Here is a 15385-nt window from a genome sequence, read left to right as displayed (position 1 = left end):
TAAGTTTTAAAAATTAATATTTACTCCTAAAGCCATAGTTCTTGCAGGAGGTGCTGAATAAAAGTCTTCTCCGATTCCCCCATCATCTCTTCTTGCTTCGGGATCAAATCCTTTGTAGTTCGTAAAAGTTAGCAAATTTACAGCTGTAAAATACAATCTCAGACTGCTCATTCCGGTATCCTTGATGGCTTGTTTAGGAAGCGTATACCCTAACGTAAGATTTCTTAAACGTACAAAATCTGATTTGTCTAAATAACGGGTTGATTCCTGTGTACCATTTTGTTTTTGAAATCTAGCCTGAGGTACATTCGTAATATCTCCGGGGTTTTGCCAACGATTTAACTGATCTGCTGTCTGATTATCATAATAATCGGCAGCTGTAGATTGATAAATACCCGCAGTGTTATAAATACTGGCTCCCCATTCTCCTTGAAAAGTAAAGGTAAAATCAAAACCTTTATAGATAATCGTATTGGTCATACCTGACATTAAAGTAGGGAAAGGATTCCCGACAATAACTCTCCTTGCTTGAGAATAGTCGCTTGTTAGATCTTTATTGAGCGTACCATCAGGATTTAGAGTGTTTTTGAAAAAAAGAGCATCTCCATTTTCTGAATTAACACCTGCATATTCCACTAGGAAAAAAGAAGAAATATATTCTCCAACTCTGTTAATAGTATAGGAGCCAACAGCAATAACATCGGCATTGTTATTAGGTAATGATCTTATTTTTGACTGGTTAGTTGTTAAATTAAAACTGGTATTCCATTTAAATTTTTCGTTATCAAAGTTTTTGGTATTCAGTGTAAATTCAAAACCATTACTTCTGATCTGCCCAATATTTTTGTTAACAGAAGCTGCTCCCGAACTTATCGGAAGTGGTGCTTCAAATAATAAACCATCAGTATCTTTTTGATAGTAGTCTACCTCAAGTGTAATCCTGTCCAGGAAACCTGCTTCAAAGCCAAAATCAATTTGGGTAGATTTTTCCCAGGTGAGATTATCATTACCCGCCTGATCAAAAGTTAAACCTGATTTTAAGTTATAAGGATTTGGTCGGTACAATTGGCGTGAAGCAAAATTGCCTATTTCAGCATTTCCTAATTTCCCCCAGCTTCCTTTTACTTTTAAGTAGGTTAAAACGGAATTGTCTTTCAGGAAACTTTCGTTAGAAATAATCCAACCCGCTGAAAGAGCCGGGAAATAACCAAATCGGTTGTTTTTTCCAAATCGGGAAGAACCGTCACGACGAATACTAGCTTTAAAAAGGTATTTATTATCAAATGCATAATTTAATCTTCCGAATTGAGAAACAAAAACATAATCCGTTTCACTACCATGGCCTTCATTTACTTCGGCACCTCCATCGATGGTATTAAAATCATCATTTGGGAAATAAATACTGTTTACATCCTGATATCTTCTGTGGTAATTATTATACTCCATACCGATAACAGCATTAAAACTGTGTTTTTCCGCGAAAGTTTTATCAAAAGTAAAGTAGTTACTCGAAATGTAATTTTCGGTGTTTACAGAAGAGGCAAAAACGGCTCCATCAGTAGCCATGAAAGGTGCATTTTTTCCTTGCCAGTAATCTTCCGTTTGAGATAAAAGATCATAAGAGAAATCAGAATTAAATTTTAAAGACGGTAAAAATTTATATTCTGCAAAAACTTTTCCGGTTAGTCTTCTCACAATGGTTTTCCAAAACGTATTGTCTTTGGCTAAAAGATAATTTGAATACTCTGTATTTGGATTGGCACTACCGTCTTCGAGTCGAGCAGGAGAGATAGGAGACTGTGCTACTGATTGTAATGGACTTGAAAAGGAATTATCGTCCTGAACTCTGTTGATTAACGATCTGGAGAAGCTTAAGTTCATACCCACGGTAAAATTGTCGAAAACTTTATGGGATAGATTTACTCTTGATGTTAATCTTTCTAAATCATTACTGTCAATGATCCCCACCGTATTATTGTAAGCCCCTGAAATGAAATATCTTGTTTTCTGATCGCCTCCCGAAAGTGAAAAATCTGCATCAGTAGTATAGCCGGTCTGAAAAGCAATATCCTGCCAATCTGTGTTTATTTGTCCGTTTCTCCAGTCTGTACCCTGAGATAAAAATTCTAATTCTTCTTCTACAGATTCCAGATCTTGCGCATTTCGTCCTGCCTCCTGTAGTAATTCTACATATTGTTTAGAATTCAGCCATTTTCTTTTATGTGTGGGTTCACTAACCCCTTGCGAAAGGTTGATGCTGAAAGTTCCTTTTCCTTCTTTCCCCTTTTTGGTGGTAATAATTACAACTCCATTGGCGCCACGAGCTCCATAGATAGCCGCAGACGAAGCATCTTTTAAAACATCTATAGACTCGATTTCATTGGTGCTCAATGTAAGTAAAGGGTTAGTTGGTGCACCATTGCTGGACTCATCATCGGTGATTAACGGAATACCGTCTAATACATACAAAGGTTGTGTTCCGGCACTGATACTGGCCGCTCCACGAACTCTGATGTTAATTCCTCCATCTACTTTACCATTTGTTTGCGTGATTTGTACACCGGCTAATTTACCTACTAATGCATTTTGTACGTTGGCGACAGGTACTTGCTGGATATCTTTTGCGGTAACTCTGGCAATATTATCTGTTAAATTCTTCTTAGATTGGGTTCCGTATCCTACAACTACAACTGCTTCAAGTTCATTTGAGGCATCCTGAAGGGTTATTTTCATTGATTTTGATGCTCCAATTTCCAACGTTTTCATTCCTACATAAGAAATGATAAGAGTTTGTCCTTCTTTTGCATTGATTGTAAATTCTCCATCAAAACCAGTTTGGGTAACCACTTTGGTTCCTTTTAAAACTACGTTTGCTCCGGGAATCGGTAATCCTGCTTTGTCAAAAATGTGTCCGGTTATCTTAACTTCTTGAGCGAGTGTTACTTGAATGAATAATGCAAATAACAGTGTCGCTAACCTTTTAAAACTTAGATCAATTCTCATGTGGTATTTTATTAAGATTAGTTATCTCAAATATCTTAAATATATGTTAATTAATAACAATGTTTTAGCAATAAAAATAACAAATAACCTAATTATTGTTTCATTTATAACATTTGAATTAAAATAGTTGTTTTTTGATAAAATAAAGTAGTTTTATTAATTGATAATTGAATTATTTTCTTTTTAACTAAAAGGTTAGTTTTTGTTTTGTGTTTAATCGAAAAATGTAAAATATTATTAGGTTGTAATTGAAATTTAAAAGGCGATTGTTTAACACAACCGCCTTTTGTTTATAATTGTTTAAAATATCAAAAAAAACAATTATTTCTTTAATGCTGCACCACCGGGCATCAGCTCTGTTTTTAGTTTGAATTTGCTGTATTCGACAACTCCTGTCCGGTCAGCCCATTCAAAATAAGCTGCCGAAAGTTGGTTTACAATTCCCGCATTTTGTTGGGCAACATTGGTCGTCTCACCTCTGTCGGTTTCTATGTTGTAAAGCTCCCATTCGTAAGACGGATAGCTAGAAACCAGTTTCCATTTGCCGTCTCTTACGGCTCTGTTTCCTGCTCTTTCCCAGAACAATGGTGTGCCTCTATCGACCTGCGAAACATTATTAAATAAAACAGGTAACAAACTACTCCCAACCAAAGGATTTGTCGTCACACCATTATATGCTTTGGGATATTCTATTCCGGCCAGTTCGTAAAAAGTAGGAGCTAGGTCTATAATGTGTCCAGTTCCTTTATCGATTCTTCCGGCTTTTATTTTTGAGGGATACCAAGCAATAAAAGGGGAACTAAAGCCACCTTCGTGCATGTTGTTTTTATATTGTTGTAATGGAGTATTGGATAAATAGGCCCAGTTTTGTTCCTGATAATCAAATGAACCCGAAGTTCCAATTGGTCCTTCATTTCGGACTAAACCTCGTCCTAAAGGATTGTAGGTATTGAAACCACCTTGCGCTCCATTATCAGAAATGAAAATAATCAAAGTGTTTTTGTCTTTTTTCAATGCTTTAATCTTCTCCAGAACTTTGCCCACATTCTGATCCATATTGTCTACCATTGCTGCGTATACTTCCATTTTGGCTTTCCAGAATTGTTTTTCGTCGTAAGTTAGTTTGTTCCATTCCGGAACTTCGGGATCTCTTGGTGCTACGGTCTGATCTGTGGGTAAAATACCGTTTTCTTTTAGTTTTTGAATTCTTCGGTCTCTTAACACATCCCAGCCTTCATCAAATTTGCCTCTGTATTTGGCAATATCAACAGGTTTTGCCTGCAAGGGCCAGTGTGGAGCCGTAAACGCCAGATACAAAAAGAATGGTTTGTTTTCTTTGTTTTGTTCGTCCAAGAAAGTAACTGCATTATTCCCAATCTCATCCGTAAAATAATATGAATCATCTTTTGGATGTAATTCTTCGTTATTTCGAAGCAATTTCACCGGATAAGGTTTTTTTCCGAAAGGCAGCGGCTTGGTGTCAAAGTAACTGGCAGCACCTTTTAAGATACCATAAAATTTATCAAACCCTCTTTGGTTGGGCCATTGTGCCTGATCTTCAGAACCAACATGCCATTTTCCGGATAAGAGGGTACTGTAACCTCCGGAGCGAAAAACCTCTCCAAGCGTGAGAGACTCTTTGTTTAAATACCCTTGATAGGCGGGCAATCCTAAATTCACATCAAAAAAACCTACACCGGCTTTGTGCTGGTATTGTCCTGTTAATAATGAAGCTCTGGTTGGCGCACAAATTGAGTTGTTGTAAAATTCACGCAGTCTTGTTCCTTCTTTTGCCAGTTTATCAAGATTTGGCGTTTTTATTTCCGAACCATAATTTCCCAAGTCAGAATACCCCATATCATCGACCATGATCAGGATTATATTGGGTTTTGAAGCTGCTGTTTTACTTTGCGCCTGAACTAAAACTACCGATAGAAACAGGAGTGGTAGTAGGGTTGCTATTTTTTTCATGCTGTTTTTGTTTAAAATTGGAATCTAAATTTACTTATTGAAAAGCAAAAATGCAATTAGGAGTGTAATGATAATATTGAATAATTGTGCAATCAGAAAGGCATATAATGGTTTTTTACTGGTATTGCTTAGTAAATCTTTGAAATTGGTTTCCAGACCAATACTGGTAAAAGCCAAAGCAAACCAAATCCCTTGTAGATTTTTTAAACTGTCTTTTACCTCGTTTCGAATTTCCGGAGCAATCAGGAAGGAAAAAAGGAGGGAGGCAGCAATAAAACCAATTACGAATTTTGGGAAACGTTGCCAAATTACGCCTAAAGTTGGTTTAGAAACTTCGGTTGCAGATTGTGTATTGTCGTTATACGTCCAATAAACTGAAATGGCAAAAGCGGCTAATCCTAACAATACATTTTGCGAAAACTTTACAATAGTACTGATTTTTAAAGCGGTTTCGCCAACCAATGTACCGGAAGCGGCAACAGCTCCCGAAGTATCAATGCTTCCGCCTAACCAAGCTCCGGTTACTTCTTCCGGAAAGTCGAAATATTTGGCAATAATCGGCATAAAAATCATCATTGGTACGGCCGTTACCAGTACAATCGAGATGACATAGGACAGTTTTTTGGCATCTCCTTTTATAGCCCCCGAAGTCGCAATGGCAGCAGAAACGCCACAAATAGAAACTGCGCTCGAAATCATCAGGGCAAGTTCGTCATCTATTTTTAGTTTTTTGCAAAGCCAAAAAGCAAAGTACCAAACCGACAATACCACCAGTAATGCCTGAAATAATCCTAATGATCCCGCTTTAAGAATATCGGAAAAAATAACACTGGTACCCAATAAAACCAAACCTATTTTCACAAAGACTTCTGTCGAAAGTGCGGCACGAAACCAGTCAGGAAGTTTGAAGAAATTACCAATGGACAAACCGAGAATCAGACTAAAAATAACGGCTTCTAAATTGAATCCTTTCAAAACAGAATTTCCGGCAATAATTAAAGCAATGACGGTCAGTAAATAGACTAAAGGAAAAACAATTAAGAAGTTTTTGACCGATTTCCCAACGAGAAAAACACCTATGGTTCCTATAGAAATGAAATATAAAAACTGTAATAGAAGAATTTGAAGATTGCCGGAATCAAAAACATCGTTTTGTAAATCGGTTAGATTTGACCATTTGAAAACGGGCACTGAAGGAAGAAAAATAAATAGGGAGATCCCAATTATTAAAAATCCTAAAATGACGACGGTCCAGTCTTCGTGAATTGTAAATTGTTTTGTTTTAATTGACATGTAAAGATTTTATTTGAAAAATGAAAACCAATAATAGGAGATGAGGTCGCTATAATGGTTTTCATTGAATACGGTTTAAACGGCTGTTATAATTGAAATTGGGTTAGTTTAAATTGTTTGCCAAAGCCAAATCAACTTCGTTTTTCAAATCAGCAGAGCCTTCTTTTTTAAAGGTTATTTTCCCGTTTTTGTATAAGATCAGAGTAGGGAAAACTTGTATTGTTTTTAAATCAGCAATTACCTGTGGGCTGTCTTCGAGTTCAATTTCTACAATTTTTAAATTTTCGCCATATTGGGCTTTCAGAGTTTCCAGAACCGGTTTGACTTTTTTGCAGGCACCGCAATATTTGGATCCGATATCAACTAAAACGAAATTATTCTCTGTAATGAGTTTTTTATATTCGGCTAGAGATAATTTGCTTTTCGAATTGCTGTAAAAAGGTTTTCCGGCACCAATCCAACTTGCAATTCCACCTTCTAAACTATAGGCTTCCTTAAAGCCATTTTTTAGTAATTCGTCTGCAAGAGCCACACTTCTTCCGGCTCCGATGGAATAAATGAATACCGGTTTTGATGGATCTAAATGGGCCACATATTTGGCGTAATTTTCGGATTGAAGGTTCAAGTTGACGGCACCTTCGATATGATTTAAAGCAAATTCTTCCGGACCTCTCGCATCAATTAGCTGTGGGTTCTTTTGACTTTTAATTTTAGAATAAAAAAATCCTAACGGAACGATTGTCTGACTCCGATTCTGAGAAAAACAAGCAATTGTAATTAGAAATACAATTGCTGTTATACGGCGTTTTATTGTTTTATTTTTCATGGTCTTTTTTTAAGATTCAACATGCTCATAATAAGCAGGGCCCGCCGGTGCTGGGACATTAGAAGGAATATTAACATTACTGTAGTTATTCGCTTTTTGTGCAAGGGGAGCAGCAAAAACGCCATCAGCCAAAGCACTTCCTTCTTTTTTAGATTTGAAAATCGGCCAAAGAAACTGGGCATACCATTCTTCTTGTTTGTACGATTTCATTCCATACGATTTTGGAAATTTGCGAGTGATCAAACCTGTTCCGAAGATGATGTCCCAAAGAAAAAACATATTACCAAAGTTGCCTTTAAAATGACCAACACCATCGCCACTTGTGTCAGCATGATGCGCATGATGTGTGGCGGGAGTCGAAATAAAACGTTCTAAAACCCAGGCAATCGGATGCAATATTCTGTATTTGTAAAAAGGTTTATCCCAGGCAATACTGGAATGGGCACCCAATGTGATAAAACTTTTTATAACCGTAACAAACAAAGCGGGTAATCCTAAACCTAAAAACGTTAAGGTCGCGGTCAAATAAATTTGTGAAAAGAAAACGGTATAAATAAAATTCTGTCTTGATGCCATCGCCATTCCCATGTAAGGAGCCGAATGGTGTGTTCTGTGAAAACGCCATAAAAACGGAACCTGATGATGCAAACGATGGTACCAGTACTGCGTTAAATCATCGGCTACGGCAATCAGGAAAAAGCCACCCCAAAACGGAACCCAGGAAAGCGTGTTTGCTAAGTTGGGAATTAGAAAAGGCAAAGCGGTTAAACTGAAAAACGCAATTACAGGAGGTAATAGTAGTTTTGGAGCCAAAAAACAGATGATGTCTACTTTGCGTTCTTGTCCTGTCCATTGATCGTCATAAAGACCCGCAGCGAATTCAATAACGCCCAGTATAAGCATGAAAACGATTAGACCCCAACTGCGGATGTTGGCAAAGACCGGCTTCGCAAATTCTAAAAATGAAGGCAGCGTAAGGTGTGATTCTGCTATGATACCATTGTTTAGTTTGAAATATAAATAAATGGCCAATACTGGCAAGCTGTATATAAAAAGACTGATTCCAAAGTCTCTTGCTAAGTTTTTTTGTGGATTGTGAATTACTCCCATGATTTTTTATTTTAAAAGTTGATTTACTAATGCTAAACCTCCAGCCAAAATGACTAGTGGTACTAAAAATACAATCGCCCCAACGACAATCTTTTTTCCAATAATTTCATAGTCTACTCTTTTCATACTGATTTAATTTTAAATGATTCAAATAGAATCAGGTCTTTTAGGTTTGTCAAAAAGACCTGAATTTTAGTTGTAATGAATTAATGTGATCCTCCTTCGGGTTGGGTGGCTTTCTTAATAAGTTCTTGAATGTTTTTGTCTTTATCCGGTCCTGAATTGTGGATTCTTCTGCTGAAAACATCCTGCCAGTCAATTAGCGGATAAACATTGTTTTCTTTTGCCTGCTCATCAAACAGTTTTTTAAGTTCAGCTAATTTTTCAGGGTATTTTTTAGCAAGGTTGACACGCTCATTAAAATCTTCGTTTAAGTTGTACAATTCCCAAACATCGGTATCAAAATTGCTTTTTGCAGGAGGTTCATTTTTGCCTAAGCTATTTTTTAAGGCAAAAGAATCAGGAAGATGAGCAGCGGCAGCTTTCCAACCGTCTTTGTAAATGGCTCTGTTTCCAAAAATATAGTAGTACTGTACTTTATGTAAAGATTCTGCTTTCGGATCATTTAAAGAAGCGTATAAAGAAGAACCTTGTATTTTATCCTGCTTAATTTCTTTGATATATTCCGGAGCTTTAACTCCAATAATATCTAATGTTGTCGGAAGTATATCGGTAACATGGCTGTATTGATTTCTGATTCCACCTTTGTCTTTAATTCCTTTTGGATAGAAGATAATCAACGGATTACGGGTTCCTCCTTCAGATTGTGCATCTTGTTTCCAGTTTTTAAAAGGCACGTTTGTTGCTTGAGCCCAGCCTAACGGATAGTTGGTATTGAGCCCTTTTGCCGTACCAATTTCCCCGATATGATCTAAGTTGGCTTGAAGATTTTTTTCGTCAGAAACACCCTGAGAAAATAGATTTTGGTTGATGGTACCTTGTAAAGTCCCTTCTTTACTGGCTCCGTTATCTCCAATGGAAACAATAATTAAGGTGTTGTCTAATTGATTGGTTTCTTTCAGGTGATTTACAACTCTTCCTATTTCGTGATCGGTGTAGGTAAGATATCCGGCATAAACTTCCATGAATCGGGCATATACTTTCTTTTCGTTTGGACTTAGTTTTTTCCAATCTGTAATAAGCGGATTGCGTTCCGGAAGTACAGCATTGGCAGGAACTACTCCTAATTTCTTCTGATTGGCTAATACTTTTTCGCGATAAGCATCCCAGCCTTCATCAAATTTACCTTTGTATTGATCGCTCCAAGATTCTGCAACCTGATGAGGTGCGTGAACGGCTCCGGGCGCATAGTACAAGAAAAATGGTTTTCCCGGAGCTGCTTTTTGTTGTTTGGTAATATAGCTGATCGCTTTGTCTGTGATCTGATCCGTTAAATGTCTTCCGTCCGGAGTTACGTGTGCCTGATCTTCTACCAAATCCGGTTTATACTGATCGGTTTGGGAACCTAAGAAACCAAAAAAGTGATCAAATCCTTTACCGGTTGGCCATCTGTCAAACGGACCGGCATCTGTAGCCTCTTCATCAGGAGTAACACCATATTTACCAACGGCAAAAGTGTTGTAGCCGTTAGCGTGTAAAATTTCGGCAATTGTTCCTTTGTCAGCAGGAATTCTTCCGTCCCAACCAGGGAAACCGGCAGACAAAACGGTGTGTGAAAATCCGCTAACATGTACTCTTCCTGAATTTCTTCCCGTTAATAAAGCGGCTCGTGTCGGAGCACAAATTGCGGTGGTGTGAAAATTGGTGTATCGTAAACCATTGTTGGCCAGATTATCAAAAGTTGGTGTTTGTATTAGACCTCCAAAAGCACTTGCAGCTCCAAATCCAACATCATCAAGTAAGATCCATACCACGTTTGGTGCTCCTTTTGGTGCCGTTACAGGCTCAGGCCAGTATTCTTTGGAATCGGCTAAAGTTTTTCCGATAGTTCCTTTAAATTCGGTGTCAGGATTTAATTGTGCAAATCCGAATTGTGCGGCTAGTAAAGCCGTAATCAAAAGTCCTTTTTGCGGACTTTTGATTGTACTGTTGTTTTTAACTTTTTTCATTGGTGTTGTTTATTTGGGTTAATTAATATCCTGTGTTTTGTGGTAATCCAACTGGGTCGATACTTCTTTCGCTTTGTGGAATTGGGTATAAATTGTTTCTCTCAGAAACCGAGTTTTTGGCAGTAACTTTTTTTACTTCGGTAACCAGAGTTCCCCAGCGTACTAAATCGTACCATCTTTGGCCTTCCTGAACGAATTCTTTTTTGCGTTCTTCCTGAATAGCCGCTCTGAAAGTAGCTTGTGTTAATCCGGAATAATCGATCGTTGCATCAGGAGTGAATATTGGTTTTCCGTAAGCTCTTCTTTTTACCTGATTTAAATATTCGTAGGCTTCTGCTGTCGGGCCACTTTTTTCATTGATCGCTTCGGCATAAGACAATAAAATATCTGCATATCGAATCAGCGGGAAATTAATGGCAACATTACCGGGAGAAGCCAGGTTGGTAAGGTCCAGATACTTTTTGAAAATCGGTTTCGGAAAAGTATATAACGATCCTGTCGCCGGATTGAACAATTGTTTGGCATAACTCACATCTCTTCGGGTATCCTGAGGAGCATAGATGTCATAAAATAAGGCGACATCTGAAATAATATCTGCAGGTTCTGTTGCGGTAAATCCGGTAAAAGAAGTTCCTTGAAAGGTACTGCCGCTAGAACCGTTTCCTGCCTGATTGGGTTCGAATTGAACAGAGAAAATATGTTCTTTTCCATTCTTTTTGGCTTTGTTGAATACGTCTGCAAAATTTTCAAAAAGAGCATATCCGTACCCCCCGTTAATTACTTCTTGAGATTTTGAAAGGGTTTTATCCCAGTCTTTTCGGGTGATGTATACTTTTACTAACAATGATTTTGCAGCTCCTGATGTAGCGCGACCGGCATCATTTGCAGGATAAACTGCTGGCAAACTTTCCGCTGCTGTTAAATCAGAGATAATTTGAGCGTAAACTTCCTCTACTGTTGCTCTTTTTGATTTTAAACTTTCAACATTAATAGAAGTTGGTTCATGTAAAACAATTGGAACGCCTCCCCAAAGACGAACCGCTTGAAAATACAATAACGCTCTTATGAATTTTGCTTCATTAATCAATCGGGTTTTGATTACTTCCGAGCCAGAAACTTTTGGAATATTGTCAATCGATACATTGGCTCTGTTGATTCCGGCATAAATCTGACGCCAAGCTACCTGAACACGATCTGTAGTTGCATCATGTGTCAAACTACTCAAGGCTCTTACTTGTGGATTCGTTGCAGAAACTCCCGCAGCAGCATAATCAGAAGCCATGTCGGTAAGGAAATATAGATTTCTGCCAAATAAGCTTTGTTCACCAGGATCATTATTTAAGGAAGCATAAACGGCTGTTACGCTTGCCACTGCATCATCTTGCGTTACAAAGTATTTATCTTCCGTAACAAATGAGATTGGTGTTAGCTCGAGATCGGTGCACGATACCAGCAGACTTGCACCTAATAGAATTGTGTATAGTATTTTTTTCATTGTTTTATTTTTTACTTAGAAAGTTACGTTCAGACCGGAAATGAATGTTTTGGAATTTGGATAGGCGCCAAAGTCAATGCCGGGATATAAATTGTTTTGTTCGTAGGAACTTACTTCAGGGTCATAGCCTTTGTATTTAGTCCAGGTTATCAGGTTTTCTGCAGAAACATAAAATTTCACACTGTTGGCTCTTAATTTTTTAGCAACGCTTTTAGGTAAGGTGTAACCTAAAGTGATTAATTTTAATCTTAAAAAAGAAGCATCTTCAACATAACGTTCTGAAACTATTGCCAGAGGAGAACTCGATGCTCTTGGGATCTCATTGCTCTGATTTGCAGGTGTCCAACGATCATTTAGGACTGTTGACGCATTCGTTCCAAGTGTAGAGATTTCCAGTTGTTGGTTCAGGGCATTAAAAACTTTTCCGCCATAAGAACCCTGAAAATTAACTTGCAAATCAAAATTTTTATAGGATATGGTGTTACTGATACTTCCCACAAATTTGGGTTGTGAGCTTCCAAGATCTCCTTTGTCGGCGGCTGAGATTATTCCGTCTCCGTTGGTATCTACATATTTGCGGTCTCCAACTTTGGTATTGGCCAGACTGTTTATTTTAGGTTGTGTATTGATTTCGTCCTGAGTCTGAAAAATACCGTTGGTTCTGTATCCCCAGAAAGTCCCGAGAGGTTTTCCAACTTTTACAATCACGGGTTGTTGCTGTAATAAAGAGCCATTTGGAACGATAGGGAAAAATTGAGTAACTCCGTTTCCTATTGCAACGACTTTGTTTTTATTGGCCGAAAACACAAAATTAGAGTTCCAGGAAAAGTTTTCGGTTTTTAAGTTCTCGGTGATCAAACCAATCTCGATACCTTTATTTTCAACCCCTCCAATGTTTTGAAGTACAGTGGCATATCCTGAAGTAAGCGGCACGGGTACATTGATCAGTAAATCATTGGTTTTTTTGTAGTAAACATCAAAAACAAAATTTATTTTTCGGTCTAATAAGGACAGGTCTAAACCAATGTTATACTGATTTGTTTTCTCCCATTTTAAATCGGGATTGGCCAATCGGGTAGGGGCTAGTCCGGTGTTGATGGTGCCTCCGAAAGAATAGTTAACAGAACCCATAGAAGCCAGAGAAAGATAATTTCCAATTTCTTGATTTCCTGTTGTTCCGGCGCTAAGTCTAAGTTTTGCTTCTGTAACTCCTTTTAAGTTTTTAGCGAAATCTTCTTCTGTAATATTCCATGAGAATCCAGCTGACGGGAAATACCCCCAAAGTGATTCCGAACCAAATCTGGATGATCCATCGGCACGAGCAGACAAAGTAAAATTATAACGGTCTTTATAAGAATAATTGACCCTTGTTAACCATGATTTCAAAACACTTTCAAAAGCATCACTATACGGTTTTGTCGGAACACCATCTTGTAGGGCATTATAGAGATTATGATCATTCACGAAAGTGTTGGCACCGGCAGTAACCACTTCACCTTTGGTATATTGCAGTGTGTATCCGGCCAAAGCTGAAAATTTGTGGTTCTCTCCAAAACGAGTATTGTAATTCAGCGTGTTTTCATTCAATACAGAACTTACCAGTCGGTTACCAACTGAAGCCAATCCTTTGGTAGAAGCTCCGGTTGTGGTGTAAGAAGGAGCGTAATAATTTTGTTTGGTATTGATCACATCGCCACTTACCGAAACTTTAGCAATTAATTCTTTGGTAATTTTATATTCCCCAAACAAACTGCTCAGGATTCTATTGATTTTGGTTTCATTAACCGTATTTTCCAAATCATTGATCGGATTGGAAATATATCCGTTTGTTGAGGTCGCGTAGGGGTTTTTGGTGACATTGTAACTTCCGTCAGGATTTTTGATTGGAACTACGGGAGCAATTAACAATGCACTAATCAGCGGACTTGGTTCTCTTCCTGAATTGGAGGAGCCAATTCCATTTGAGGAGGAGTTGGTATAATTGATGTTCACCCCGAACTTAAAAACTTGAGAATAGTTTCTTTCGTAATTGGCTCTTAAGGAAATTCTTTTAAAATCTGTCCCGATTACAACACCTTGCTGATCAAAAAAACTTGCTGAAATAGCATATCTCGAACGGTCATCACCCCCTGAAAAAGTCAATTGATGGTTTTGAATTGGAGCTGCGGTTCTAAATGCAGCAGATTGCCAGTCGTAATTTCCGGAAGTTCTAAAATCTTCAATTTGTGCGGCAGTAAAAGAAGGCGCCTGTCCGATACTGGCCTGAACATCATTACGCAAACTGGCCCATTGAGAAGCATTCATCAGATTTAGTTTTTTAGATACGGATTGTACCCCAAAATAACCTTGATAAGAGATTCTGTCTACTCCTTTTGTACCCTTTTTTGTTGTAATAAGTATTACTCCGTTAGCCCCTCTAGAGCCGTAAATGGCGGTTGCAGAAGCGTCTTTTAGGACTTCAATAGACTCAATATCACCAGGATTGATCGTAGATAATACGTTAACTCCTGCTCCGGCCAGAGCGACTCCGGCTGTACCGTTGCTATTGTCATTGTAAACCAGGATGCCATCGATGACGTATAGCGGTTCGTTACCGGCAGTGATAGAATTTCCACCCCTGATGCGTACGCTGGAAGAAGCACCCGGACGTCCCGAGCTTTGTGTTACCACTACACCCGGAACAGCTCCTCGCAATAAATTGTCTGCTGATGAGGTGACCTGAGCAAGATTGGCTTTTGGAATTGAGGCTACAGCTCCTGTAATGTCTTTTCTTTTCTGAGAACCATATCCGACAACTACTAATTCGTCTAATTCCTGGCGCTCTTCTTTAAGGTTTATAATTACCGGATTTCCTTCGACAACTATTTCTGTTTTTTTATATCCAATGTAACTTACGATTAAAGTATATGGAAATTTTTGACCGGTTTGAAAAAAGAATTTTCCTTCTGTATCTGTTACAACTCCGTGTGTCGTTCCCTTAATGGTTACAGAAGCGCCGATAATAGGTTGATTAGTAATGTCATCTACGACGGTTCCGTCTAACTTTGATTGTATGAGTGGTGTGGTGTTTTGGGCATTAATTCCTGCCGATAACAGCAAGATAGAAAGCAATGAGTATATCTTTAATATTTTTTTCATTTCTTTGTATTGGTTTTAAGTAATTAACAAGGAGCCTTGAAAGTTGATTTTTCAACTCTCTGTTTGTTTCCTTTATTTCACGATAATGTTGTTCTTAAGCCTCGCCATTTCTGTTGCCGCAGAAATGGCTTTTTTTTTAGTTACAGCAACAGCCTTGCATTTTTTTCATTTTAGTTTTTTTAGTTATTAATTTTTTTTTGGATTGTAGGTATCGTTTCAATAATCAGTTTAGTGCAAAGCAATGCAGCAAACAGATTTTTGTAATTTCAGTAAATATTTTTGTGATGATTTTTTAAAAGATTCGTTTTTTAAATCAGATTGATTTTTGTGATTAAAGAATAATCAGCGCGAACGAATTAATGGCGAAGTTTAGCAACAGAAGCACATATAACAAAAAATGTTAGATGTATATTTTTTAAG

Annotated in this window: 8 protein-coding genes; all 8 read right to left on the bottom strand. The window is 37.9% G+C overall.

Annotated elements, in window-relative coordinates; genetic code table 11:
- Positions 1 to 6: 6 nt before the first annotated feature.
- Positions 7 to 3003 (bottom strand): SusC/RagA family TonB-linked outer membrane protein, encoded by a 2997-nt coding sequence (locus LNP23_RS19840; RefSeq protein WP_230002559.1) that lies wholly within the window; start codon positions 3001 to 3003, stop codon positions 7 to 9.
- Positions 3004 to 3324: 321 nt separating this feature from the next.
- Entirely contained in the window at positions 3325 to 4974 is a 1650-nt protein-coding gene (locus LNP23_RS19835; protein ID WP_230002558.1) for an arylsulfatase, read from the bottom strand.
- 30 nt (positions 4975 to 5004) lie between these two features.
- Positions 5005 to 6267: a YeiH family protein gene (locus tag LNP23_RS19830; RefSeq protein WP_230002557.1), complete on the bottom strand. Its 1263-nt coding sequence runs from the start codon at positions 6265 to 6267 to the stop codon at positions 5005 to 5007.
- Between the two features lie 103 nt (positions 6268 to 6370).
- Positions 6371 to 7093, bottom strand: a complete 723-nt coding sequence (locus LNP23_RS19825; protein ID WP_230002556.1) for a thioredoxin domain-containing protein — start codon at positions 7091 to 7093, stop codon at positions 6371 to 6373.
- Positions 7094 to 7102: 9 nt separating this feature from the next.
- On the bottom strand, positions 7103 to 8203 hold the full coding sequence (locus tag LNP23_RS19820; RefSeq protein WP_230002555.1) for a sterol desaturase family protein: 1101 nt from the start codon (positions 8201 to 8203) through the stop codon (positions 7103 to 7105).
- Between the two features lie 206 nt (positions 8204 to 8409).
- On the bottom strand, positions 8410 to 10332 hold the full coding sequence (locus tag LNP23_RS19815) for an arylsulfatase (protein WP_230002554.1): 1923 nt from the start codon (positions 10330 to 10332) through the stop codon (positions 8410 to 8412).
- A 22-nt stretch (positions 10333 to 10354) separates the two neighbouring features.
- Entirely contained in the window at positions 10355 to 11827 is a 1473-nt protein-coding gene (locus tag LNP23_RS19810) for a RagB/SusD family nutrient uptake outer membrane protein (protein WP_230002553.1), read from the bottom strand.
- Between the two features lie 15 nt (positions 11828 to 11842).
- Positions 11843 to 14965, bottom strand: coding sequence for a SusC/RagA family TonB-linked outer membrane protein (locus tag LNP23_RS19805; protein WP_230002552.1), 3123 nt, complete (start codon positions 14963 to 14965; stop codon positions 11843 to 11845).
- Positions 14966 to 15385 lie beyond the last annotated feature (420 nt).

Source organism: Flavobacterium cupriresistens (assembly GCF_020911925.1).
Classification (GTDB): domain Bacteria; phylum Bacteroidota; class Bacteroidia; order Flavobacteriales; family Flavobacteriaceae; genus Flavobacterium; species Flavobacterium cupriresistens.
This window is presented reverse-complemented; position numbering and strand designations above follow the sequence as displayed.

Coding starts and splice junctions, on each gene's coding strand:
- LNP23_RS19805 (WP_230002552.1), bottom strand. CDS start 14,965: ATGAAAAAAATATTAAAGATATACTCATTGCTTTCTATCTTGCTGTTA.
- LNP23_RS19840 (WP_230002559.1), bottom strand. CDS start 3,003: ATGAGAATTGATCTAAGTTTTAAAAGGTTAGCGACACTGTTATTTGCA.
- LNP23_RS19825 (WP_230002556.1), bottom strand. CDS start 7,093: ATGAAAAATAAAACAATAAAACGCCGTATAACAGCAATTGTATTTCTA.
- LNP23_RS19820 (WP_230002555.1), bottom strand. CDS start 8,203: ATGGGAGTAATTCACAATCCACAAAAAAACTTAGCAAGAGACTTTGGA.
- LNP23_RS19830 (WP_230002557.1), bottom strand. CDS start 6,267: ATGTCAATTAAAACAAAACAATTTACAATTCACGAAGACTGGACCGTC.
- LNP23_RS19815 (WP_230002554.1), bottom strand. CDS start 10,332: ATGAAAAAAGTTAAAAACAACAGTACAATCAAAAGTCCGCAAAAAGGA.
- LNP23_RS19835 (WP_230002558.1), bottom strand. CDS start 4,974: ATGAAAAAAATAGCAACCCTACTACCACTCCTGTTTCTATCGGTAGTT.
- LNP23_RS19810 (WP_230002553.1), bottom strand. CDS start 11,827: ATGAAAAAAATACTATACACAATTCTATTAGGTGCAAGTCTGCTGGTA.